Raw genomic sequence first — 24,850 nt, forward strand, 5'->3', positions numbered from 1 at the left:
CTTCGGTCGGTCACTCAGTGTGGAGGACCATCCATCATGGCAAAGGCGCTTCTCGGTTACGTCGGCGGTTCCGACCCGCGACTCCTCGCCGAGATGCGACGGCTTCAGCAGCGCGTCCAGGACCTTGAGTCCGAGCTCGTACGGATTCAGTCCGAAAATGACGCGCTGAACGCGGCCGCCGCTCAGCACGACGGAGACTCGCTGCTCGGCAGCATCGACATCGACGTACCCCAGGCGGAGCCTGCGCTCACCTGACCCGTGATTCACCCGTCGCTCGACTCCAGCCCCGCATGATCTGCAAGGGACGCTCCGGCGTCCCTTCTTTCTTTCCTCGCCCTCTTGCCTTGGCCTTCCCCCGCCCTCTTTCCCCGACCGCCGTGCCGCGTACCACAGGGCCAGGTGGGGGGCCTGATCCCATTGGCGTCAGTTGTGCCCAGCACCTTCATGGGTGAAACCGAACGCGAAAGGTAGAGTCCGGCGGCGTGCACCTCAAGTCCCTGACCCTGCGTGGCTTCAAATCCTTCGCGTCCGCCACCACCTTGCGTTTCGAGCCGGGAATCACCTGTGTCGTGGGCCCGAACGGCTCCGGCAAGTCCAATGTGGTGGACGCGCTGTCCTGGGTCATGGGCGAGCAGGGGGCCAAGTCCCTGCGCGGCGGCAAGATGGAAGACGTCATCTTCGCCGGGACCACCGGGCGCCCGCCGCTCGGACGGGCCGAGGTGTCCCTGACGATCGACAACTCCGACGGCGCGCTCCCCATCGACTACGCCGAAGTCACCATCACCCGGATCATGTTCCGCGGCGGCAGCAGCGAGTACCAGATCAACGGTGACACCTGCCGCCTGCTCGACATCCAGGAACTGCTCTCCGACTCCGGCATCGGCCGCGAGATGCACGTCATCGTCGGACAGGGCCAGCTGGACTCCGTACTGCACGCCGATCCCATGGGCCGCCGCGCCTTCATCGAGGAGGCGGCCGGCGTACTCAAACACCGCAAGCGCAAGGAGAAGGCGCTGCGGAAGCTGGACGCGATGCAGGCCAACCTCGCGCGCGTCCAGGACCTGGGCGACGAGCTGCGGCGCCAGCTCAAGCCCCTGGGACGGCAGGCGGCGGTCGCCCGGCGGGCGGCCGTGATCCAGGCGGACCTGCGCGACGCGCGGCTGCGGCTGCTCGCCGACGACCTGGTCGTCCTGCGGCGCGCCCTCGACGCGGAGATCGCGGACGAGGCGGCGCTCAAGGAGCGCAAGGAGGCCGCCGAGGCCCAGCTCGCGGGCGCCGTGCGGCGCGAGGCGGAGCTGGAGGAGGCGGTACGGGAGCTCGCACCGCGGCTGCAGCGGGCGCAGCAGACCTGGTACGAACTGTCGCAGCTCGCCGAACGCGTCCGGGGGACCGCCTCCTTGGCGGACGCGCGGGTCAAGAGTGCCTCGGCTCCGGCCGAGGAGGAGCGGCGCGGCCGCGATCCCGAGGAGATGGAACGGGAGGCCGCGCGGATCCGTGAGCAGGAGGCGGAGCTGACGGCTGCTCTGGAGGCGGCCTCGCGGGCGCTGGAGGACACGGCCGAGCACCGGGCAGAGCTGGAACGGGCGCTGGCCGAGGAGGAACGCCGGCTGCGGGACGCCGCGCGGGCCATCGCCGACCGGCGTGAGGGACTGGCCCGGCTGACCGGGCGGCTCGGCGCGGCCCGCTCCCGCGCGGGGGCGGCGCAGGCCGAGATCGACCGGCTCGTCGCGGCGCGGGACGAGGCGCAGTCCCGGGCGGTCGCCGCGCAGGAGGAATACGAGGCACTGGCGGAGGAGGTCGGCGGCCTCGACGACCCGTCGGCCGACACCGACCACGAGAGCGCGCGGGAACGGCTGGCACGGGCGGAGGCGGAACTGTCCGCCGCCCGGGAGGACCTGTCCGGGGCGGAGCGCTCACGGGCAGCCGTCTCGGCGCGCCGGGACGCGCTGGCGCTGGGGCTGCGCCGCAAGGACGGTACGGGCGCACTGCTCGCGGCGCGGGAGCGGCTGGCCGGACTGCTGGGACCGGCGGCGCAGCGGCTTTCGGTGGCCCCCGGGTACGAGGTCGCCGTGGCCGCCGCACTGGGCTCGGCCGCGGACGCGCTGGCGGTGGCCTCCCCCGCGGCGGCGGCCGAGGCGATCCGCCACCTCCGTGAGGCGGACGCGGGCCGCGCCACCCTGCTGATCGCCCCGGCCGCACCCGCCCTCCCGGGCCAGTCCGCGACCGGACCCGCGGACGGGGACGGGGGCGCGGCTGCCGAGGGCACCGGATCCCAGGGAGCGGTCCCCCGTCCGGCCCCCTCCCGGGACGGAGATCTGCCCGCGCACGCACCGGCACCGCACCTGCCGGCGAGCGTCGGTACGTCCGCCTCGGCGCCGGCCCCGGAGCCGCTCGCGGGCGGCGCACCGGCGGGCGCGCCCCTACCGGCCGCCGGGCTGGTCGGCGGGGACGTGGAGGTGCGGCGGGCCGTGGAGTGGGTGCTGCGGGACCACATCGTGGTCGGGACCCTCGACGAGGCCGAGGCGCTGGTCGCGGAGCGGCCCGGCGCGGTGGCCGTGACCCTCGACGGTGATGTGCTCGGGGCCCACCTCGCGCACGGTGGCTCCGCCGGAGCCCCCAGCCTGATCGAGGTGCAGGCGGCCGTCGACGAGGCCGCGGGCGAGCTGGCCCGGCTGGGCGTCCGGTGCGAGGAGCTCGCCGACGCCCGGGTGGCCGCCCAGGCGCGCCGGCAGGACGCGGCCGCCCTGGTCGAGGAGCTCGCCGAGCGGCGGCGCGCCGCAGAACAGGCCCGGGCCGGGGTCGCCCAGCAGCTCGGGCGGCTCGCCGGGCAGGCGAAGGGCGCGGCCGGCGAGGCCGAACGCAGCGCCGCCGCCGCGGCCAGGGCCCAGGACGCCCTGGAACAGGCGCTGGCCGAGGTGGAGGAGTGCGCGGAGCGCCTCGCGACCGCCGAGGAGATGCCGGTGGACGAGGAGCCGGACGGCTCCCGGCGGGACCGGCTCGCCGCCGACGGGGCCAACGCCCGGCAGACCGAGATGGAGGCCCGGCTGCAGCTGAGGACCCTCGAAGAGCGGGTCAAGGGGCTGGCCGGACGGGCGGATTCACTCGACCGCGGGGCCCGTGCGGAACGCGAGGCCCGGACCCGCGCCGAGCGCCGCCGGGCCCGGCTGCGCCACGAGGCGGAGGTGGCCCGGGCGGTGGCCGACGGGTCCCGGCAGCTCCTCGCGCACGTGGAGGTGTCGCTCGGCAGGGCCGACGAGGAGCGGGTGGCCGCCGAACGGGCGAAGGGCCTGCGCGAGCGTGAGCTCGGTGAGGCGCGCAACCGCGGCCGGGAGCTGAAGGGGGAGCTGGACAAGCTCACCGACTCGGTCCACCGCGGCGAGGTGCTCGGGGCCGAGCAGCGGCTGCGCATCGAGGCGCTGGAGGCCAAGTCGCTGGAGGAGTTCGGCATGGCGGCCGCCGGGCTGGTCGCCGAGTACGGCCCCGACCAGCCGGTACCCCCGTCCCCGGCCGCCGAGGGCGAGGTGCTGCCGGAGGACCCGCAGGACCCGCGGAACCGGCCCGGCCCCTTCGTCCGGGCCCAGCAGGAGAAGCGGCTCAAGGTCGCCGAACGCGCCTACCTGCAGCTCGGCAAGGTCAACCCGCTCGCGCTGGAGGAGTTCGCGGCGCTGGAGGAGCGCCACCAGTTCCTCAGCGAGCAGCTGGAGGATCTCCGTAAGACGAGGGCCGATCTCCTTCAAGTCGTGAAGGAGGTCGACCAGCGCGTCGAGCAGGTCTTCACCGAGGCGTACCGGGATACGGCCCGGGAGTTCGAGGGGGTGTTCTCGCGCTTGTTCCCCGGCGGCGAGGGTCGGCTGATCCTCACCGACCCCGACAACATGCTGACCACCGGCGTCGACGTGGAGGCCCGTCCGCCGGGCAAGAAGGTCAAGCGGCTGTCGCTGCTCTCCGGCGGCGAGCGCTCGCTGACCGCCGTGGCGCTGCTGGTGTCCATCTTCAAGGCGCGCCCCAGCCCGTTCTACGTGATGGACGAGGTCGAGGCCGCGCTCGACGACACCAATCTGCAGCGGCTGATCCGGATCATGGAGGAGCTCCAGGAGAGCTCGCAGCTGATCGTCATCACGCACCAGAAGCGGACGATGGAGGTCGCGGACGCGCTCTACGGCGTCTCGATGCAGGGGGACGGAGTCTCCAAGGTCATCAGCCAACGGCTCCGCTGAGGCTCGTAGATTCAAGAAGTGAATTCAATGTGGGTAATCTTCCGGACACATCAACTTCAAGCCAAGTATTGACTTCAGAAACTGAACGCATAGGCTCGCTCCGCTGTCTCCCGCCTTCGAGTGGTGCCCGATCTTGAACTGTGCGCCACTGTGAGGACGGACGAAACCCCCACGGAGCACACCTTGACCAGCAGCACATCGCGGGCCTCGGCACCGGGCGGCGGATCCTCGCCGCACCCCGAGCACCTCGGCCACGTCATCTTCATCGCCGCGGCCGCGGCGATGGGCGGCTTCCTCTTCGGGTACGACAGTTCCGTCATCAACGGCGCCGTCGTCGCCATCCGCGAACGGTTCGACGTCGGGTCCGCGGCGCTCGCCCAGGTGATCGCCGCCGCACTGATCGGCTGCGCGTTCGGCGCCGCCACCGCGGGCCGCATCGCTGACCGGATCGGCCGAATCCGCTGCATGCAGATCGCCGCCGTCCTGTTCACCGCGAGCGCCCTCGGTTCGGCCCTTCCGTTCGCGCTGTGGGACCTCGCCATGTGGCGCGTCATCGGCGGCATCGGTATCGGCATGGCCTCCGTCATCGGCCCCGCCTACATCGCCGAGGTGTCCCCGGCCGCCTACCGCGGCCGCCTCGCCTCCTTCCAGCAGGCCGCCATCGTCATCGGCATCGCCGTCTCCCAGCTCGTGAACTGGGCCATCCTGAACCTCGCCGACGGGGACCAGCGCGGCGACATCGCGGGCCTGGAGGCCTGGCAGTGGATGCTGGGCGTCATGGTCGTCCCGGCCGCCCTCTACGGGCTGATGTCCTTCGTCATCCCGGAGTCCCCCCGCTTCCTGATCTCCGTCGGCCGCAACGACGAGGCCAGGAAGGTGCTGACCGAGGTCGAGGGTTCGAAGATCGACCTGGACGAACGGGTCGCCGAGATCGAGCACGCGATGCGCTCCGAGCACAAGTCCACCTTCAAGGACCTGCTCGGCGGCCGCTTCGGCTTCCTGCCCATCGTCTGGGTGGGCATCGGCCTCTCGCTCTTCCAGCAGCTGGTCGGCATCAACGTGATCTTCTACTACAGCTCCTCGCTGTGGCAGTCGGTCGGCATCGACGCGAGCGCCTCGTTCCTGTACTCCTTCGAGACCTCGGTCGTGAACATCATCGGCACGGTGATCGCGATGATCTTCGTCGACCGGATCGGCCGCAAGCCGCTCGCGCTCATCGGCTCCGTCGGCATGTCGATCTCGCTGGGCCTGGCCGCCTGGGCCTTCTCGTACAAGTCCGGGGTCGGCGACGACATCTCCCTGCCGCACGCCCAGGGCATCGTGGCCCTGGTCGCCGCCAACTGCTTCGTCCTCTTCTTCGCCCTCTCCTGGGGCGTGGTCGTCTGGGTGCTGCTCGGCGAGATGTTCCCGGGCCGCATCCGGGCCGCCGCCCTCGGTGTGGCCGCCGCCGCCCAGTGGATCGCCAACTGGGTCATCACCGTCAGCTTCCCGACGCTCTCGGACTGGAACCTGTCCGGCGCGTACATGATCTACACCGGCTTCGCCCTGCTCTCGATCCCGTTCATCCTCAAGTGGGTGCCGGAGACCAAGGGCAAGGCGCTGGAGGAGATGGGGTAACCACCCCCGCCAACGCCCCTTCTCCTCGATACTGCCCCGGCTCAGTCCTTGAGCCGGGGCAGTACCTGTTCGCAGAGCAGGTGCAGGCTCCGCCAGCCCTCGTCCAGCGGCATCCCGCCGCACAGCGGGTGCAGGACCAGGTTCCCCGCCTCGCCCGCGGCCCGGCCGTACGCGACCGCCTCGTCCGGGGTGAGGATCCGGTACACGCCCTCCGCGCGCAGCTCCGCCACCGAGCGCGCGGCCGACCGTACGGCGCTGCGGATGTCCTTGGACTGCCAGGACGCGTACATGCCCGCCTCGTGCAGGAAGCGCTCGCCGTGCTCGGCCCAGACCCGGTCCGGGTCCTCCGCGATGTGCAGCAGCGGGGTCTCGGCCGCCGGCATCATGCAGAAGCCCTCCGTGCCGTACTCCGCCAGCCGTGCCGTGTAGTACGCCTCCAGCTCCGGCAGGTGCGCGCTCGGGAAGAAGGGCAGTCCCAGCCGGGCGGCGCGGCGGGCCGCGGCCTCGGAGCTGCCGCCGACCAGCAGCAGGGGGTGCGGCCGGGTGAACGGCGTCGGGGTGACCCGTACCGTGCGGCCGCGGAACTCGAAGGGTTCGCCGGTCCACGCCTTCAGCAGGGTCTCCAGCAGCTCGTCCTGGAGCCTGCCGCGCCGGCCCCACTCCACGCCGTGCTGCTCGTACTCCTCGGGCCGGTAGCCGATGCCCGCGACCGTCACCAGGCGGCCGCCGCTCAGCAGGTCGAGGACGGCGATGTCCTCGGCGACCCTCAAGGGGTCGTACAGCGGGCCGATGATCGCCGAGACGGTGACGGCGATCCGGCGGGTCGCGCCGAAGACCGCGCCCGCGAAGGCGAAGGGGGAGGGCAGCCAGTTGTTGCCGGTGCCGTGGTGCTCCTCGGTCTGGATGGTGTCGATCCCGCGGTCGTCCGCGTACCGGGCCATCTCCAGCGCCGCCTTGTAGCGGGCGGAGAGGGACTCGGGGGTGCCGTCGGGGTCGACGAGATTGAACCGGGCCACGGTGATGGGCATGAAGAAGTCCCCCTTCGCCGGATGTGGGTGGGCGGGCGAAGGGGGACGTTAGCTGACGCGGCGTCAGTTGGACAGGGATCCGGCGAGCTCGCGCTCCCCGGCCGCGGCCGGCTCCGCCGGCGCCGTGCGCGGCAGTACGGCGTACAGCACGGCCGAGGTGAGGATGCCCGCGGCCCAGCCCAGGCCGTTCTCCCCGATCCAGGTGGAGGCGAGCGGTCCGGCGAACCAGTCCACCTTGGTGAACAGCAGGCCCACGACGAGGGCGAGGGCCCACGCGGTCATCGCCTGCCAGGCGAAGCCGCCCCTGTACCAGTAGGCGCTGGTCCGCGTGGTGTCCAGCAGTGCGGGGCCGTCGTAGGCCGTGCGGCGCAGCATGTCCACGCCGAAGACGCCGATCCAGGCGGAGAACGCCACGGCCAGCAGCGTCAGGAAGGAGATGAACGAGCCGAAGAAGCTGGTGGCGACCACCATCAGCAGGAAACCGAAGACCAGGCTGATGACCGCGTTGACGCTGACGGCCGCGGCGCGCGGGACCCTGATGCCCAGGGTCTGTGCGGTGAACCCGGCCGAGTACATGGACATCGAGTTGATCAGCAGCATGCCGACGAGCGCGATGAGCAGGTACGGGACCGCTATCCAGGTCGGGAGCAGCTCACCGATGAAGGACACCGGATCCTGGGCCGTGGCCAGGTCCGGGGTGCCGACGGCCATGACCGCGCCCATCAGGACCATCGGGAGCACGACCACGCCGGCGCCGCCGATCGTCGCGCCGACCATGGCCTTGGAGGAGGCGGTGCGCGGCAGGTAGCGGGTGAAGTCGGGGCCCGAGGGCACCCAGCTGATCCCGCCGGCCGCGATCGTGCCGATGCCCGCGATCATCATCGCGCTGGAGCCGGCGGGCTTGCCGAAGACGGCGGACCAGTCGGTGGTGAAGACCAGGTACCCGAGGACGAGCACGCTGAAGGCGCCGAAGAGGTACGTCGACCACGTGGAGCAGACGCGCAGCGCGTTGATGCCGAGACCCGAGACCACGAAGGTGCAGCCCACGAAGAACAGCAGGGTGACGGCGATGAGCGGGGTGCTGCTGCGGACCCCGAACAGCAGGTCGAGCACCGTCAGTACGGCGTAGGCGCCGCTGACCGCGTTGATGGTCTCCCAGCCCCAGCGGGCCACCCAGATCAGGGCGCCCGGGAAGAGGTTGCCGCGCTGCCCGAACACCGCCCGCGAGAGGGCCATGCCCGGGGCGCCGCCGCGCTTGCCCGCGATGGATATCAGGCCGACGATCCCGTACGAGACGACCGGCGCGGCGACCGCGACGACGAGCACCTGCCAGATGTTGAGCTTGTTGAAGATCACCAGCCCCGCACCCATGGTCAGCAGCAGCACGCTGATGTTGGCGGCGACCCAGGTGGGTACGAGCTCGCGGACCCGGCCGCCGCGCTCGCTGTCCGGGACCGGTTCCAGACCGCGGGTCTCGATCGCGGTTTCGGCTGCGCCGTCGGCAGGCTCGGCAGGCATGCGATTGCTCCGTTGGGGAGGTTATGAGGGGAAGTCGTCCATCATCATTGATTTGCTGCTAAAACCACAAACGGTGGCTTACGTCCTGGTCCGCATGCCCAGGTTCCCGGCTCCGGGGCGGCCGTGTCCGATACTGGTGGGGTTATGGACATCCTCATCCTTGCTGTAGTCATCGCCCTGGTCGCGGTCGGTGTGATCAGCGGGCTCGTGGTCAGCAGCCGCAAGAAGAAGCAGCTGCCGCCGCCGGCACCGCCGAGCACGCCGACCATCACTGCCCCGCCTGCCGAGCCGCAGGTGGGGGAGGACGCCGTAGAGACGGCGGAAGAGCCGCGCCGCACGATCGAGGAGGTCGGGCTCCCGGAGGCCGAGGCCCCCGTCGAGGCGCCGGTGGCCGAACCCGTGCCCGCGGCCCCCGCCGCGCCCGAGATCGAGGTTCCCGAGCCCACCGCCGGGCGCCTGGTCCGGCTGCGCGCCCGCCTGGCCCGGTCGCAGAACTCCCTCGGCAAGGGGCTGCTCACGCTGCTCTCCAGGGAGCACCTCGACGAGGACACCTGGGAGGAGATCGAGGAGACCCTCCTCGTCGCCGACGTCGGCGTCGTGCCGACCCAGGAGCTCGTGGACCGGCTCCGCGAGCGGGTCAAGGTGCTCGGCACCCGGACCCCGGCGGACCTGCGCGCCCTGCTCAAGGAGGAGCTGCTGACCCTGCTCGGCACCGACTTCGACCGCGCCGTGAAGACGGAGAGCGGCGAGGACACTCCCGGCGTGATCATGGTCGTCGGTGTCAACGGCACCGGTAAGACCACCACCACCGGCAAGCTGGCCCGGGTGCTCGTCGCCGACGGCCGCTCCGTGGTGCTCGGCGCGGCCGACACCTTCCGCGCCGCCGCCGCCGACCAGCTCCAGACCTGGGGCGAGCGCGTCGGCGCCCGTACCGTACGCGGCCCCGAGGGCGGCGACCCGGCCTCGATCGCCTACGACGCGGTCAAGGAGGGCATCGCCGAGGGCGCCGACGTGGTGCTCATCGACACCGCCGGCCGCCTGCACACCAAGACCGGCCTGATGGACGAGCTCGGCAAGGTCAAGCGCGTCGTGGAGAAGCACGGTCCGCTGGACGAGATCCTGCTGGTCCTGGACGCCACCACCGGGCAGAACGGCCTGACCCAGGCCCGTGTCTTCGCCGAGGTCGTGGACATCACCGGCATCGTGCTGACCAAGCTCGACGGCACCGCCAAGGGCGGCATCGTCGTGGCCGTCCAGCGCGAGCTGGGCGTACCGGTCAAGCTCATCGGCCTCGGTGAGGGTCCGGACGACCTGGCGCCCTTCGAGCCGGAGGCGTTCGTGGACGCCCTGATCGGCGACTGACCACGGTCCCGCACGGACACCTGTGCCCCCGCGTTCCGCCGGAACGCGGGGGCACCGTCATGTGTGCGTCCGGAACGGGCTACCGGCGGAAGCGGTGGCAGATGTACGCGAGGGTCCCCAGCAGCAGCCTGGCCTGCGGCGGGCCGCCGGCGGAGTCGAGCGCGGGCGGCCGCAGCCAGCCGACCTGGCCGAGCCCGGCGCGGTCGGAGGGCGGGGCCGTCACGAAGGCCCCGTGACCCAGGGCCCGCAGGTCGAGGTCGGCGTCGTCCCAGCCCATCCGGTACAGCAGCTGCGGCAGTTCGGCCGCCGCCCCCGGGGCCACGAAGAACTGCGCCCGGCCGCAGGCGGTGACGATGACCGGGCCGAGCGGCAGGCCCATCCGCTCCAGCCGCACCAGCGCGCGCCGCCCGGCCTCCTCGGAGACCTCGATGACGTCGAAGGCGCGGCCCACCGGGAGCAGTACGGCAGCGCCCGGGTACTCGCCCCAGGCCTCGGCGACCTCGTCGAGGGTGGCCCCGGCCGGGACCGTGGGGGCGAAGGCCAGGGGATGCGCCCCGGGTGCGCGGCACTTCGCGTCCCCGCAGGAGCAGTCGCGGGCGGGCGCCGCGGCGCGGGCGCCGGGGACCACGTCCCAGCCCCACAGCCCGGTGTACTCCGCCACCGCCGTGCACTCCGAGGTCCGGCCGCCGCGGCGCCGGGTGCCGGAGCGGAACTCCTTGGTGCTGCGGCTGCCGCCGATCGTGAAGCCCATGCCCATGCCCCCTCCAACGGGTCGGACGTGCCGGTGGTTACGAAGCCGGTGCGACGACCTCGGCGGGACCTCTGCCGGCAGTCCCGCCGCGGGGTGTTCTCCGACTGCCGCCCGGCGCACTCCTCGCCGCGCGCGCCCCGAGCGCACTCCAGTCCAACCGATCCGCTTTCACCTCGGTGTCAAGTGAATCGCGCCTGGCGGGTGGCTAGTTCATTCGAAGGGGTGGCGAATGGTGGCGTTTCTGGAATCGACCTCGCCGCAGGGGTGATCGTAGGATTACTTTCGGTACACGAAACCGAAGGCGGACCCATTCGTGGGTATGCCGGAGGCAATACGTGAAGGACCTGTGAAGGTCCGTGGTGGCGCCCGGCGCCCCGGCCAGGGTTTCGTGTGGAAGATGCTGAGCGGATGGGGGCGTTCCAGTGAGCGGCAACGGCGCAAGCGGAACGATCGAGGATGCTGCTGCGCGCAATGACCAGCTGACCTCGTGGTTCGTCCGCAGCGGCTGGTCCAAGGGTGAACTCGCCCGGCAGGTCAACCGCCGGGCGCGCCAGATGGGCGCCCACCACATCAGCACGGACACCTCCCGGGTGCGCCGCTGGCTCGACGGCGAACAGCCCCGCGAACCCGTCCCGCGCATCCTGTCCGAGCTGTTCTCCGAGCGCTTCGGCTCCGTCGTCGCCATCGAGCAGCTCGGCCTGCGCACCGCCCACCAGACCCCCTCCGTCTCCGGGGTCGACCTGCCCTGGGCCGGCCCGCAGACCGTCGAGCTGCTCGGCGAGTTCTCCCGCAGCGACCTGATGCTGGCCCGCCGCGGCTTCCTCGGGACCTCGCTCGCCCTCTCCGCCGGCCCCGCCCTCATCGAGCCCATGCAGCGCTGGCTCGTCCCGGTACCGGCCGCCGACCCGGGACCGCGCGGGGCGGGGCCGACGGGGGCCCTCGGCGGCCACCGCCCGCCCCGGCTCTCCGGACCGGAACTCGACCTCCTCGACGCCACCACCGTCATGTTCCGCCAGTGGGACGCCCAGTGCGGCGGCGGACTGCGCCGCAAGGCCGTCGTGGGCCAGCTCCACGAGGTCACCGACCTGCTCCAGGAGAACCACCCGGCGCCGGTCATGAAGCGGCTCTTCAAGGTCGCCGCCGAACTGGCCGAACTGGCCGGCTGGATGAGCTACGACATCGGCCTGCACCCCACCGCGCAGAAGTACTTCGTGCTCGCGCTGCACGCCGCCAAGGAAGGCGGGGACAAGCCGCTCGGTTCGTACATCCTCTCCAGCATGAGCCGCCAGATGATCCACCTGGGCCGCCCCGAGGACGCCCTGGAACTCATCCACCTCGCGCAGTACGGCAGCCGCGACTGCGCCGGCCCGCGCACCCAGGCCATGCTGTATGCGATGGAGGCCCGCGCGTACGCCAACATGGGCCAGCCCAGCCGCTGCAAGCGGGCCGTGCGGATGGCCGAGGACACCTTCTCCGACGTCGGCTTCGCGGGCGAGCCCGAACCCGACTGGATCCGCTTCTTCTCCGAGGCCGAGCTGAACGGCGAGAACTCCCACTCGTACCGGGACCTGGCCTACGTGGCCGGGCGCAGCCCCATGTACGCCTCCCTCGCCGAGCCCGTCATGGAACGGGCCGTCGAGCTCTTCGAGAAGGACGAGGAGCACCAGCGCTCCTACGCCCTCAACCTCATCGGCATGGCCACCGTGCACCTGCTCCAACGTGAGCCCGAGCAGGCCGCGGCCCTCGTCGACCGGGCCCTCGACGTGGCGGGAAAGGTGCGGTCCGAACGGGTGAACACCCGCCTGCGCAAGACCGTCGACACCGCCGCCCGTGAGTACGGCGACGTCGCCGAGGTGGTCCGGCTCACCGACCACCTCGCCTCCCGGCTCCCCGAAGCCGCGGAGGCCGTCTGACGGCCCACGCGGCCGCCCCCAAGGCCCCGGCCGCGGCAGTCACCCCGTGAAGCCCGATCAGGCTCCCCCAGCCAGGACATCCGGGTCACTGCCGCGGCCGGCTTTCGTGATCCACCTGTTCATTGACGCGTAACACGCCCGCCCTCTTCGTCACGGGCGCGAAACACCGAGCGGCGCCGCCGGAAACCGGCCTGCGCGAATCTCGGGGTCATTAACCGGCCAGCCTCCCCAGCCCGGCCGGACACCCCCTTTTACGCCGCTCAGGTTTTCACGATCGCCCGCACGCGAACGTACCGACGACGAGGAGACGCCGATGGCATCAGCCATCACGACCCTCGCGGCAGACGCCCCGACGCTGTCTGCCGCGAACACCGGGTTCATGCTCATCTGCTCCGCCCTGGTCATGCTGATGACCCCGGGACTCGCCTTCTTCTACGGAGGCATGGTCCGCGTCAAGAGCAGCCTCAACATGCTGATGATGAGCTTCATCAGCCTCGGGATCGTCACGATCCTGTGGGTCCTCTACGGCTTCAGCCTCGCCTTCGGCACCGACTCCGGTTCCCTCATCGGCTGGAACTCCGACTACGTCGGCCTCAGCGGCATCGGGATCACCGAGCTGTGGGACGGCTACACCATCCCGGTCTACGTCTTCGCCGTCTTCCAGCTGATGTTCGCCGTCATCACCCCCGCCCTGATCAGCGGTGCGCTGGCCGACCGCGTGAAGTTCGGCGCCTGGGTCCTGTTCACCGGCCTGTGGGTCACCGTCGTCTACTTCCCCGTCGCCCACTGGGTCTGGGGCGCCGGCGGCTGGCTCTTCGAGCTCGGCGTCATCGACTTCGCGGGCGGCACCGCCGTCCACATCAACGCCGGCGCCGCCGCCCTCGGCGTGATCCTGGTCATCGGCAAGCGCGTCGGCTTCAAGAAGGACCCGATGCGCCCGCACAGCCTCCCCCTCGTGATGCTCGGCGCCGGCCTCCTGTGGTTCGGCTGGTTCGGCTTCAACGCGGGCTCCTGGCTCGGCAACGACGACGGCGTCGGCGCGGTCATGTTCGTCAACACCCAGGTCGCCACCGCCGCCGCCATGCTTGCCTGGCTCGGCTACGAGAAGCTGCGCCACGGCTCCTTCACCACCCTGGGCGCCGCCTCCGGCGCGGTCGCGGGCCTCGTCGCCATCACCCCCTCGGGCGGAGCGGTCAGCCCGCTCGGCGCGATCGCCATCGGTGTCATCGCCGGTCTGCTCTGCGCCATGGCCGTCGGCCTCAAGTACAAGTTCGGCTACGACGACTCCCTCGACGTGATCGGCGTCCACCTCGTCGGCGGTGTGGTCGGCTCCCTGCTCGTCGGCCTCTTCGCCACCGGCGGCGTCCAGTCCGACGTGGCCGGCCTCTTCTACGGCGGCGGTCTGGAACAGCTCGGCAAGCAGGCCATCGGAGTCTTCGCCGTCCTCGCCTACTCTCTGGTGACATCGGCGCTCCTCGCCTTCCTCCTCGACAAGACGATCGGGATGCGGGTGTCCGAGGACGACGAGGTAACCGGTATCGACCAGGTCGAGCACGCCGAGACGGCCTACGACTTCAGCGGAGCCGGCGGCGGAGCCGCCTCGCGGAGCACCGCCGCACCCACCCCCTCCGCCGCGAGCAAGAAGGTTGACGCATGAAGCTGATCACCGCGATCGTCAAGCCGCACAAGCTGGACGAGATCAAGGAAGCCCTCCAGGCCTTCGGAGTGCAGGGACTCACGGTCACCGAGGCCAGCGGCTACGGCCGCCAGCGCGGCCACACCGAGGTCTACCGCGGTGCCGAGTACCAGGTCGACCTCGTCCCCAAGATCCGCATCGAGGTCCTGGTCGACGACTCCGACGCCGAGGAACTGATCCGGGTGATCGTGAGCGCGGCGGCCACCGGCAAGATCGGTGACGGCAAGGTGTGGAGCGTCCCCGTGGACTCGGTCGTACGGGTCCGCACCGGCGAGCGCGGCGCTGACGCGCTCTAGCTGACAGGAGCTCCCGGGTGACGAGCGTCGAAGAGAACACCGACCACACGGCCGACTCGGGACCCAGCGGATACGCCGCGGCCCGGCTGCGACTCCTCCAGGAGGAGTCGCAGTCCGGGCCTTCGCGCCGTTCCGCCCTGGCCGGGCTGACCGACGAATGGCTGAACGCCCTGTTCACGACCGCCGTACGGGAGACGGGCGTCCGCGGCGCCACGCTGGTGGCCGTCGGCGGCTACGGGCGCGCCGAACTCTCCCCGCGCAGCGACCTCGACCTGGTGCTGCTGCACGACGGCAAGGCCGAGCCGCGGGCGCTGGGCGCACTGGCCGACCGCCTCTGGTACCCGGTGTGGGACCTCGGCCTCGCCCTCGACCACTCGGTGCGGACCCCGGGCGAGGCCCGCCGCACCGCCGCCGAGGACCTCAAGGTGCATCTCGGACTGCTGGACGCCCGCACCGTCGCCGGTGACGCGGGACTCCTCGCCGGCCTGCGGACCTCCGTACTGGCCGACTGGCGCAACCAGGCGGCCAAAAGACTCCCGGAGCTGCACTCCCTGTGCCGCGAGCGGGCCGAACGGGCCGGGGAACTGCGCTTCCTGCTCGAACCCGACCTCAAGGAGGCCCGCGGCGGCCTCCGCGACGCCACCGCGCTGCGGGCGGTCGCCGCGTCCTGGCTGGCCGACGCCCCGCGCGAGGGCCTCGCCGAGGCCCGGCGGCGGCTCCTGGACGCCCGGGACGCGCTGCACCTGGTCACCGGCCGGGCCACCGACCGGCTCTCCCTCCAGGAACAGGACCAGGTCGCGGCCCAGCTCGGCCTCCTCGACGCGGACGCGCTGCTGCGCGAGGTGTACGAGGCCGCGCGCGTCGTCGCCTACGCCGGCGACGTGACCTGGCGGGAGGTCGGGCGCGTCCTGCGGGCCCGCGCCGCCCGGCCCCGGCTGCGCGGACTGCTGGGCACCCGCGGCGACCGGGCCGCTGCTGCGCGGGCACCCCTGGCCGAAGGCGTGGTGGAGTCCGACGGCGAGGCCGTACTGGCCCTGGCCGCGCGCCCCGACCGCGATCCCGTACTCGCCCTGCGGTTCGCCGCGGCCGCCGCCCAGGCGGGTCTGCCCGTCTCCCTGCACGCCGTACGCAGACTCGCGGCGCAGGGGAAACCGCTCCCGGTGCCCTGGCCGTCCGAGGCCCGAGAGCAACTGCTGACCCTGCTGGGGGCGGGGGAGCCGACGGTGGCGGTGTGGGAGGCCCTGGAGGCCGAGGGCCTGATCACCCGGCTGCTCCCGGACTGGGAGCGGGTGCGCTGCCGCCCCCAGCGCAATCCCGTCCACACCTGGACGGTCGACCGGCACCTGATCGAGACGGCGGTGCGGGCCTCCGCCCTCACCCGCCGGGTCGGCCGCCCCGACCTGCTGCTGATGGCCGCGCTCCTGCACGACATCGGCAAGGGCTGGCCGGGGGACCACTCGGTGGCCGGCGAGACCATCGCCCGCGACGTCGCCGCCCGCGTCGGCTTCGACCCGCACGACGTCGCCGTGCTCGGCGCGCTCGTACGGCACCACCTGCTGCTGATCGACACCGCCACCCGGCGCGACCTGGACGACCCGGCCACGGTCCGCGCGGTCGCCGAAGCCGTGGGCTCGGTGGGCACGCTGGAGATACTGCACGCCCTGACCGAGGCGGACGCCCTGGCCACCGGTCCGGCGGCGTGGAGCGCATGGCGGGGATCGCTCGTGGCGGACCTCGTCGCGCGGGTCGCCGCCGTACTGCGCGGCACGGCCCCGGCGGCCGGCGAACCGGAGATCCCGACCACCGAACAGGAACGCCTGGCGGTGGAGGCCCTGCGCACCGGGGAGCCGGTCCTGGCGCTCCAGGCCCGCCAGGAGGACGACGCGGTCGGCGTGGACCTCGTCGTCGCCGTCCCCGACCAGCCGGGGGTCCTCCCGGCGGTGGCCGGGGTCCTGGCCCTGCACCGGCTCACCGTACGGGCGGCCGACCTGCGCTCCATGGAGCTCCCGGACCGCCTCGGCGAGGTCCTGGTGCTGCGCTGGCGGGTGGCGGCGGAGTACGGCGCGCTGCCGCAGGCCGCCCGGCTCCGTACCGACCTGGTCCGCGCCCTGGACGGCTCCCTGGACGTCCCGGCCAAGCTGGCCGACCGCGAGGCGGCCTATCCGCGCCGGCGCGGGGTGGTCCCGCCGCCGCCCCGGGTCACGGTGGTCCCGGACGTGTCCTCCCTGGCCACGGTCCTGGAGGTGCGCGCGCCGGATGCCGTCGGCCTGCTGCACCGGATCGGGCGGGCCCTGGAATCGGCGGGCGTCAGGGTGCGCAGCGCCCACGTCTCCACCCTGGGCGCGAACGCGGTGGACACGCTGTACGTGACCACCCCCGAGGGCAAGCCCCTGGACCCCGCGAACGCGACCGCTCTGGCCGGCCTGGTGGCGGCTGCCCTGTCGTAGCGCGGGCGGCCGCTGCCGGGGCTCCGCCCCTCGAACGCCGGGGAGGCTGCATCTTCCAGCCTCGCCGGCGGTTGAGGGGCGGGGTCCGGGGCGGAGCCCCGGGACACGGCGAAAGGGCGGGACGGGGAGAGGCTCCGAGCAGCGGCGGACCCGCACCAGGAGCAGGCAGGTCCCCGGATGGGGGAAGGGCCCGATACCCTGGGGGACGACCACAACGCCCCCGACCCGAGGAATCGCGACCACCGTGTTCGATACGCTCTCCGACCGCTTGGCGAATACCTTCAAGGGCCTGCGCGGCAAAGGCCGGCTGTCCGAGGCTGACATCGACGCAGCGGCCCGGGAAATCCGTATCGCGCTCCTTGAGGCCGACGTCGCCCTCCCGGTCGTCCGCTCCTTCATCGCGAACGTCAAGGAACGCGCGCGCGGTGAAGAGGTCAGCAAGGCCCTGAACCCGGGCCAGCAGGTCCTGAAGATCGTCAACGACGAGCTCGTCACCATCCTCGGCGGCGAGACCCGGCGGCTGCGCTTCGCCAAGACCGCCCCCACCGTGATCATGCTGGCCGGTCTCCAGGGTGCGGGCAAGACCACCCTCGCCGGAAAGCTCGGCCTCTGGCTGAAGGGGCAGGGCCACGCCCCGCTGCTGGTCGCGTGCGACCTCCAGCGCCCCAACGCCGTCAACCAGCTGAGCGTCGTCGCCGAGCGCGCCGGTGTTGCCGTGTACGCGCCCCAGCCCGGCAACGGCGTCGGCGACCCGGTCCAGGTCGCGAAGGACTCCGTCGAGTACGCGCGGAACAAGCAGTACGACATCGTCATCGTCGACACCGCCGGCCGCCTCGGCATCGACGCCGAGCTGATGCAGCAGGCCGCGGACATCCGCGACGCCGTCAGCCCCGACGAGATCCTCTTCGTCGTCGACGCCATGATCGGCCAGGACGCGGTCAACACCGCCGAGGCCTTCCGCGACGGCGTCGGCTTCGACGGCGTCGTGCTCTCCAAGCTGGACGGCGACGCCCGAGGCGGTGCCGCGCTCTCCATCGCGCACGTCACCGGCAAGCAGATCATGTTCGCCTCGAACGGCGAGAAGCTCGACGAGTTCGACGCGTTCCACCCCGACCGCATGGCGGGCCGGATCCTCGACATGGGTGACATGCTCACCCTCATCGAGCAGGCCGAGAAGACCTTCTCGCAGGCCGAGGCCGAGAAGATGGCGGCCAAGCTCGCCAAGGGCCCCAAGGAGTTCACGCTCGACGACTTCCTGGCCCAGATGGAGCAGGTCCGCAAGATGGGCTCCATCTCCAAGCTGCTCGGCATGCTGCCCGGCATGGGGCAGATCAAGGACCAGATCAACAACATCGACGAGCGTGACGTCGACCGCACCGCCGCGATCATCAAGTCGATGACCCCGGCCGAGCGCCAGGACCCGACGATCATCAACGGCTCGCGCCGTGCCCGTATCGCCAAGGGCTCCGGCACCGAGGTCAGCGCGGTCAAGTCGCTGGTCGAGCGGTTCTTCGACGCCCGCAAGATGATGTCCCGCATGGCCCAGGGCGGCGGCATGCCGGGCATGCCCGGCATGCCCGGGATGGGCGGCGGCCCCGGCCGGCAGAAGAAGCAGGTCAAGCAGGCCAAGGGCAAGCGCAAGAGCGGCAACCCGATGAAGCGCAAGGAAGAGGAGGCCGCAGCCGCGGCCCGCCGCGAGCAGGGCCCGCAGGCGATCGAGCCCCCGGCCGCCGGCAACCCCTTCGGCCTTCCGGCGGGCGGTCAGGGCGGCGACGACTTCGACCTTCCGGACGAGTTCAAGAAGTTCATGAAGTAGCACCCGCACAGGTGGGTGAGGAGGGCCCCGGCCGTGTTCGCACGGTCGGGGCCCTGCTGTTCTCTGCTGGGGCGACCGTCTGATTTATCCCTTATGGTCGGCCGGGAGGATGGCAGAAGGAGGCGCCCCGTGCCCAGCCCCACCCCCGTACCTCCCCGCGACAGGGCCGACACCCCCTGGCGCTCGGAAGGCGCCCCGCCCAGTCCTCCGCCGAAGAAGAAGGGGCTGCCGGGCGGCTGGCGGGGGCTGATCCTCGCGGCCCTGATCGTCTATCTGGTGGCCAACCTGGTGCTGTCCTTCTTCAACGAGGGGGACGAGCCGACGATCTCGTACACCGAGTTCAGCAAGCAGGTGGCCGCCGGCAACGTCTCGAAGATCTACTCCAAGGGCGATGCCATCCAGGGCGAGCTGAAGGCCAAGCAGCCGCTGCCCGACGGCGACAAGGGCGACTACACCAAATTCGTCACCCAGCGGCCGGCCTTCGCCGACGACGCGCTGTGGGCCGACCTCACCAAGCAGAACGTGACCGTGACGGCCTCCCCGGTCGTCGTCCAGCGCAGCTTCCTCGCCAACCTGCTGATCTCCCTCGCCCCCATGCTGCTGCTGGTCCTCCTGTGGGTGGTCATCGCCCGCCGGATGGGCTCGGGAATGGGCGGCATGGGCGCACTGGGCCGCAAGGCGCCGCCCAAGCCGGTCGAGCTGGAGACGGGCTCCCGCCGCACCACCTTCGAGGACGTGGCGGGGATCGACGAGGTCGAGGGGGAGCTCAACGACGTCGTCGACTTCCTCAAGAACCCGCAGGAGTACCGGAAGATGGGCGCCCGGATGCCCGGCGGAGTCCTGCTCTCCGGCCCGCCCGGCACCGGCAAGACCCTGCTGGCGCGCGCGGTCGCGGGCGAGGCCGGGGTGCCGTTCTTCTCCGCCTCCGCCTCCGAGTTCATCGAGATGATCGTCGGGGTCGGCGCCTCCCGGGTGCGCGAACTGTTCACCGAGGCGCGCAAGGTGGCCCCCGCCATCATCTTCATCGACGAGATCGACACCATCGGGCGGGCCCGCGGCGGCGGCAGCGCCATGGGCGGCCACGACGAACGCGAACAGACCCTCAACCAGATCCTCACCGAGATGGACGGCTTCTCCGGCTCGGAGGGCGTGATCGTCCTCGCGGCCACCAACCGCGCGGACGTGCTGGACCCCGCCCTCACCCGCCCCGGCCGCTTCGACCGCATGGTGGTCGTCTCCCCGCCCGACCGGGCGGGCCGCGAGGCCATCCTGCGCATCCACACCCGGGACATCCCGCTCGCCGAGGGCGTCGACCTGGCGCACGTGGCCCGGACCACCCCCGGCATGACCGGAGCGGACCTGGCGAACCTGGCGAACGAGGCCGCGCTGCTGGCCGTCAAACGCCAGCAGAAGCAGGTGACCGGGGCGGACCTGTCGGACGCCCTGGAGAAGGTCCAGCTCGGCGCCGAGAGACCGCTGGTCATGCCGGAGGAGGAGCGCCGCCGCACCGCCTACCACGAGAGCGGCCACGCCCTGCTGGGCATGCTCCAGCCGGGCGCCGACCCGGTCCGCAAGATCACGATCGTGCCCCGCGGCCGCGCGCTGGGCGTCACCCTCTCGACCCCGGACGCGGACCGGTACGCCTACACCGAGCCGTACCTGCGCGGCCGCATCATCGGCGCGCTCGGCGGCATGGCGGCCGAGCACGTCGTCTACGACGTCGTCACCACCGGCGCCGAGAACGACCTGGAGCAGGTGACCAACATCGTCCGCGGCATGGTCGGCCGCTGGGGCATGAGCGAGCGGATCGGCCGCCTCACCGCGATCCCCTCAGACGGGCAGAGCCCCTACGGCCTCTCCGCCGCCCCCGCCACCCTCGACGCGGTCGACCACGAGATGCGGCGCATCGTGGACGAGTGCTACCTGGAGGCCTGCCGCCTGCTGCGCGATCACCGCCCGCAGCTGGACGCCCTGGCCCGGGCCCTCCTCGCCAACGAGACCCTGGACGAGACGGCCGCCTACGCCGCCGCCGGCATCGCCCGGCTGACGAAGGGGCACGGCACCGACTGAGGGCGGCCGTCAGTCCACCCGGGCGATCACGTACCGGAAGATGTTCGGCAGCCACACGGCGCCGTCGGATCGCTCGAACGGGTGAAGCGCCTCGGCCAGCTCCTTCTCCGCCAGCACGGAATCGGCCGTGCCGTCGTAGAGCCCGGTCGACAGCAGCCCGCGTACGGCGCTGTCCACGTCCGCGTACCCGAACGGGCAGAACACCCGCCCGGAACCGTCCGGCCGGAGCCCGGCCCGCTCCACCAGCGTGTCCAGATCCCGCGGCGCGGGCCCGCCGCCGAGGACCGAGGGCACCGTGCAGCGCTCCGCGGGCCCCCAGCCGGCCAGCACCACCGCCCCGCCGCGGCGGACCGCGGGCAGGGCCGCAGCCAGGGCCGCGGGCGCCGGGGAGAAGGCGAGCAGGGCGTCGTACGGGCGGGGCGGGGCCGACGGCTCCGGCGGGGCCGCCAGAACCTCCAGCAGCCGCTCACGGGCCAGCGCCCGCCGGGCCGGATCCGCCTCCACGCCCGTGGCCACGGCTCCCCGCCCGGCCGCCAGCAGCAGCGGCAGCCCGGCTCCGCAGTCCAGGCCGAGCAGCCGGTCGCCCGGCCCGACCTCCAGCCGGTCGTAGACCGCTTCGTACAGCGGTACAAGCATCCGTTCCTGGATCTCCGCCCAGTCCCGGGCGACGAGCGTCGCCGTCGGCGTCGGTGTCATCGAAAGAGCGCTCCTGATTCCGTGTCGCCCCCTTGCCCCCGTTGCCAGAGAACTCCCCATTCGCCCCCGCGTCCAGAGGAGCGCGGCACCCGATTCACGCATCGTGTGCCGGGCGCCGTACGATTCGCGGCATGGCAAAGGCACCCGTTCTCACCCCGCAGGCGGAGGATTTCCCCCGCTGGTACCAGGATCTGATCAACAAGGCCGAGCTGGCCGACAACGGTCCGGTCCGAGGCACCATGGTCATCCGACCGTACGGCTACGGCCTGTGGGAGCGGATGCAGCAGGAGATGGACGCGCGCATCAAGGACGCGGGCGCCCAGAACGCGTACTTCCCGCTGTTCATCCCGCAGTCGTACCTGACGAGGGAAGCCGAGCACGTCGAGGGCTTCGCCCCCGAGCTCGCGGTCGTCACGCACGGCGGCGGCAAGGAGCTGGAAGAGCCGGTCGTCGTCCGGCCCACGTCCGAGACGATCATCAACGACTACTTCTCCAAGTGGGTCCAGAGCTACCGCGACCTGCCCCTGCTGATCAACCAGTGGGCCAACGTGGTCCGCTGGGAGATGCGCCCGCGCGTGTTCCTCCGTACGAGCGAGTTCCTCTGGCAGGAGGGCCACACCGCCCACGCCACCTACGAGGACGCCCGCGACTACGCGGCCCGCATCCACACGGACGTCTACGGCGACTTCATGACGAACGTGCTCGGCATCGACGTCGTGCTCGGCCGCAAGACCGCCAAGGAGCGCTTCGCCGGCGCCATCAACACCCTCACCCTTGAGGGCATGATGGGCGACGGCAAGGCCCTGCAGCTGGGCACGAGCCACGAGCTCGGCACCAACTTCGCCAAGGCCTTCAACACCCAGTACCTGTCGAAGGAAGGCAAGCAGGAGCTTGTCTGGCAGACCTCGTGGGGCGTCTCGACCCGCATGGTCGGCGGCCTGATCATGTCCCACGGCGACGACAACGGCCTGCGGGTCCCGCCGCGCCTCGCGCACGTCCAGGTCGTCGTCATGGCGATCAAGGGCGACGAGGCCGTCACCAAGGTCCGCGAGCTGGGTGCCCAGCTGAAAGCCGCCGGCCTGCGGGTGCAGGTCGACGACCGCGTCGACACCCCCTTCGGCCGCCGCGCCGTGGACTGGGAGCTCAAGGGCGTACCGGTCCGCATCGAGATCGGTCCCCGCGACCTGGAGGCCGGCACCGCGATGCTCGCCCGCCGGATCCCGGGCGGGAAGACCCCCGTGCAGATCGACGCCCTCGCCGACCTGCTGCCCAAGGTGCTGGACGAGGACCAGGCACAGCTGCTGCGCGAGTCCCGCGAGCGCCGTGTGGCCCGTACGTCCGATGTCGCGACCATCGGGGAGGCCGCCGAGGCCGCCGTCGCCGGTGGCTGGGCGCGGATCCCGTGGGCGGACCTCGGTCCGGAGGGCGAGGCGAAGCTGGCCGAGCAGGCCGTCTCCGTGCGCTGCCTGATCGCCGAGGACGGGTCGGTCCCGGAGGCGGACGACGCCCCCGGTACGCTCGCGATCGTCGCGCGCTCGTACTGACCGGGCCGACCGGCTCGTGTGCCCCGGCGTGCGGCTCGTGCCGCGCGCCGGGGCCGGTTCATGTCGGTCGACCGGGGCGACTTGGTCGACGTTACGTACCGACTCCTCCTGAGATCGGCGCACCCGTCCTCGTCAGGACGCATGAGACTGAACTGACTGGTACGTGCAAAAAATTTGGAATGGCCCGGAATCGGAACACCCGGGCACCTCGGCTCGTTGTCACGACGTGAGCACGACACCACCTGTTCTCGCCGCAGAGCTGGCGCAGGCGTGGGCCGATATTCAGCGGTACCACCCCGAGCTGCCTGACCTTGCCGCGCCCGAGTCCCTGATCGGAGAGTCCTCGTCCGCCTGCGGCGCCGAGCTCTCCTTCGAGCGACTGCTGCACGAGGCAGTCCACGGCATTGCCGCCGCCCGCGGTGTCCGCGACACCTCGCGCGCCGGCCGCTACCACAACCGCAGATTCCTCGCGATCGCCGAGGAGATGGGGCTGGACCACTCCGAGGAGCCGCACGCGAGCAGCGGTTTCTCCCTGGTCACGCTCAATCCGGAGGCGAAGCGCCGCTACCGTCCCACCATCGAGCGGCTGCAGCGCGCGCTGAAGGCACACACGGCCGCCACCGCGGCCGACACCAAGCGCAGTTTCCGGGGACCTGCCGCCCGGCACGGTTCCTCCGGCGGCGGCGTGCGCGTCAAGGCCGTCTGCGACTGCGGGCGCAACGTCCGGGTGGTCCCCTCCGTGCTGGCTCAGGCGCCGATCGTGTGCGGTGGCTGTATGAAGCCCTTCCGCATCCCCGACGTGGCCATCGCGGTGGCCTCCTGACCGCCTTTCCCGTCGCCGCCGGGGCCACCGCCTCACGGCGAACCGGGCGCCGGGCCATCGCCCCCACCGGGGCTGCCGCCGACGGCGCACGCACGGGTGGCCCGTACCGCCGTACCGCCGGCGGGCGCCGGTCCTGCCCGCCCGGCTGAGCGTGCCGCAGGCGTATGGCACAATGGCTAGCTGTACTCGACAGTCGCATAGGACCCCTCTCTCCTCCGGCTGACGCGTCCATCGGGCACCCGAGTACCGCAACCCCACGTGGCATCTCATGTGCCCAACCACGTCAAGTTCAGGAGACACCACTCCAGTGGCAGTCAAGATCAAGCTCAAGCGCCTCGGCAAGATTCGCCAGCCGCACTACCGCATCGTCGTCGCCGACGCCCGCACCCGCCGGGATGGTCGCGCGATCGAGGAGATCGGTATCTACCACCCGACCTACAACCCGTCGCGCATCGAGGTCAACGCCGAGCGTGCGCAGTACTGGCTGTCCGTCGGCGCCCAGCCCACCGAGGCTGTGCTCGCCATCCTGAAGCTGACCGGTGACTGGCAGGCCCACAAGGGTCTCCCCGCCCCCGCGCCGCTCCTGCAGCCGGAGACGAAGGAGAGCAAGCGTCGCTCCTTCGACGAGTTCGCCAAGGCCCTTGAGGGCATCGGCGAGGGCAAGGGCGACGCCATCACGCAGAAGGCGAAGAAGGCCGACAAGAAGGCGGACGAGGCTGAGGCCGCCGCCGAGTCGACCGAGGCCTGAGCATGCTCGAGGAGGCTCTTGAGCACCTCGTAAAGGGCATTGTGGACAACCCCGACGAAGTGCAGGTCGCCTCGCGCAACCTGCGCCGCGGGCAGGTGCTCGAGGTCCGGGTTCACCCCGACGACCTCGGCAAGGTGATCGGCCGCAACGGTCGCACCGCACGTGCTCTGCGTACCGTCGTGGGCGCCATCGGCGGCCGTGGGATCCGCGTCGACCTCGTCGACGTGGACCAGGTCCGCTGAGCAGTTGATTCACCGGCACGGGCCGGGGAGGGCGTTGATCGCCCGCCCCGGCCCGTGTCGTTTCTG

At 71.8% G+C, this 24,850-nt stretch carries 18 protein-coding genes; 14 read left to right on the forward strand and 4 right to left on the reverse strand.

From position 1 onward, the window contains the following. The first annotated feature begins 36 nt into the window (after positions 1-36). The 3 genes from ACFY0D_RS27865 (at position 37) to ACFY0D_RS27875 (ending at position 5,834) form a co-directional block, all read left to right on the forward strand. A complete protein-coding gene (locus tag ACFY0D_RS27865) occupies positions 37-255 on the forward strand; it encodes a hypothetical protein (RefSeq protein ID WP_030012524.1) in 219 nt (72 codons plus the stop codon). A 227-nt stretch (positions 256-482) separates the two neighbouring features. Next, positions 483-4,217 (forward strand): AAA family ATPase, encoded by a 3,735-nt coding sequence (locus tag ACFY0D_RS27870; RefSeq protein ID WP_390800787.1) that lies wholly within the window; start codon positions 483-485, stop codon positions 4,215-4,217. Between the two features lie 183 nt (positions 4,218-4,400). Then, on the forward strand, positions 4,401-5,834 hold the full coding sequence (locus tag ACFY0D_RS27875; RefSeq protein WP_390800788.1) for a sugar porter family MFS transporter: 1,434 nt from the start codon (positions 4,401-4,403) through the stop codon (positions 5,832-5,834). Positions 5,835-5,875: 41 nt separating this feature from the next. Here the strand turns inward: ACFY0D_RS27875 and ACFY0D_RS27880 are convergent, their stop codons facing one another. Further along, complete coding sequence (locus tag ACFY0D_RS27880; protein WP_390800789.1) at positions 5,876-6,862, reverse strand: LLM class flavin-dependent oxidoreductase; 987 nt, start codon at positions 6,860-6,862, stop codon at positions 5,876-5,878. Positions 6,863-6,925: 63 nt separating this feature from the next. After that, complete coding sequence (locus ACFY0D_RS27885; RefSeq protein ID WP_390800790.1) at positions 6,926-8,380, reverse strand: cytosine permease; 1,455 nt, start codon at positions 8,378-8,380, stop codon at positions 6,926-6,928. A gap of 144 nt (positions 8,381-8,524) precedes the next feature. On the opposite strand from ACFY0D_RS27885, the gene ftsY reads away from it, so the two are divergent. Then, entirely contained in the window at positions 8,525-9,742 is a 1,218-nt protein-coding gene (ftsY, locus tag ACFY0D_RS27890) for a signal recognition particle-docking protein FtsY (RefSeq protein WP_390800791.1), read from the forward strand. A 79-nt stretch (positions 9,743-9,821) separates the two neighbouring features. Here ftsY and ACFY0D_RS27895 read toward each other — a convergent pair whose 3' ends face one another. Next, positions 9,822-10,493, reverse strand: a complete 672-nt coding sequence (locus tag ACFY0D_RS27895) for a bifunctional DNA primase/polymerase (protein ID WP_390800792.1) — start codon at positions 10,491-10,493, stop codon at positions 9,822-9,824. 422 nt (positions 10,494-10,915) lie between these two features. Between ACFY0D_RS27895 and ACFY0D_RS27900 the strand changes: the two genes are divergently transcribed. The 6 genes from ACFY0D_RS27900 to ftsH all read left to right on the forward strand — a co-directional run bounded on the left by ACFY0D_RS27900 (position 10,916) and on the right by ftsH (position 20,731). Continuing rightward, on the forward strand, positions 10,916-12,406 hold the full coding sequence (locus tag ACFY0D_RS27900) for a hypothetical protein (protein ID WP_390800793.1): 1,491 nt from the start codon (positions 10,916-10,918) through the stop codon (positions 12,404-12,406). A 313-nt stretch (positions 12,407-12,719) separates the two neighbouring features. Continuing rightward, positions 12,720-14,063: an ammonium transporter gene (locus ACFY0D_RS27905; RefSeq protein WP_390800794.1), complete on the forward strand. Its 1,344-nt coding sequence runs from the start codon at positions 12,720-12,722 to the stop codon at positions 14,061-14,063. Further along, the gene (locus tag ACFY0D_RS27910) at positions 14,060-14,398 is read left to right on the forward strand and encodes a P-II family nitrogen regulator (RefSeq protein ID WP_030009357.1); all 339 of its coding nucleotides are present in this window, start codon (positions 14,060-14,062) and stop codon (positions 14,396-14,398) included. Before ACFY0D_RS27905 ends, ACFY0D_RS27910 begins: the two co-directional genes overlap by 4 nt. Positions 14,399-14,415: 17 nt before the next feature. After that, positions 14,416-16,845 carry a [protein-PII] uridylyltransferase gene (locus ACFY0D_RS27915; RefSeq protein ID WP_390800795.1) on the forward strand — a complete coding sequence of 810 codons (2,430 nt, stop codon included), beginning with the start codon at positions 14,416-14,418 and terminating at the stop codon, positions 16,843-16,845. A 244-nt stretch (positions 16,846-17,089) separates the two neighbouring features. Then, the gene (gene ffh / locus ACFY0D_RS27920; RefSeq protein WP_390800796.1) at positions 17,090-18,661 is read left to right on the forward strand and encodes a signal recognition particle protein; all 1,572 of its coding nucleotides are present in this window, start codon (positions 17,090-17,092) and stop codon (positions 18,659-18,661) included. A gap of 93 nt (positions 18,662-18,754) precedes the next feature. Beyond that, positions 18,755-20,731, forward strand: a complete 1,977-nt coding sequence (gene ftsH, locus ACFY0D_RS27925) for an ATP-dependent zinc metalloprotease FtsH (RefSeq protein WP_390800797.1) — start codon at positions 18,755-18,757, stop codon at positions 20,729-20,731. Positions 20,732-20,740: 9 nt separating this feature from the next. Here ftsH and ACFY0D_RS27930 read toward each other — a convergent pair whose 3' ends face one another. Beyond that, positions 20,741-21,427 (reverse strand): methyltransferase type 11, encoded by a 687-nt coding sequence (locus tag ACFY0D_RS27930; RefSeq protein ID WP_390800798.1) that lies wholly within the window; start codon positions 21,425-21,427, stop codon positions 20,741-20,743. A 131-nt stretch (positions 21,428-21,558) separates the two neighbouring features. Between ACFY0D_RS27930 and proS the strand changes: the two genes are divergently transcribed. From proS to ACFY0D_RS27950, 4 genes are all read left to right on the forward strand, one after another. After that, entirely contained in the window at positions 21,559-22,971 is a 1,413-nt protein-coding gene (gene proS / locus ACFY0D_RS27935) for a proline--tRNA ligase (RefSeq protein WP_390800799.1), read from the forward strand. A 226-nt stretch (positions 22,972-23,197) separates the two neighbouring features. Beyond that, positions 23,198-23,794 (forward strand): hypothetical protein, encoded by a 597-nt coding sequence (locus ACFY0D_RS27940; protein ID WP_266605401.1) that lies wholly within the window; start codon positions 23,198-23,200, stop codon positions 23,792-23,794. Between the two features lie 307 nt (positions 23,795-24,101). Then, on the forward strand, positions 24,102-24,542 hold the full coding sequence (gene rpsP, locus ACFY0D_RS27945; RefSeq protein ID WP_390800800.1) for a 30S ribosomal protein S16: 441 nt from the start codon (positions 24,102-24,104) through the stop codon (positions 24,540-24,542). Between the two features lie 2 nt (positions 24,543-24,544). After that, a complete protein-coding gene (locus ACFY0D_RS27950) occupies positions 24,545-24,784 on the forward strand; it encodes an RNA-binding protein (RefSeq protein ID WP_030011889.1) in 240 nt (79 codons plus the stop codon). The last annotated feature ends 66 nt before the right edge of the window (positions 24,785-24,850 follow it).

Source organism: Streptomyces sp. NPDC001502, from assembly GCF_042894785.1.
GTDB lineage: Bacteria > Actinomycetota > Actinomycetes > Streptomycetales > Streptomycetaceae > Streptomyces > Streptomyces kutzneri.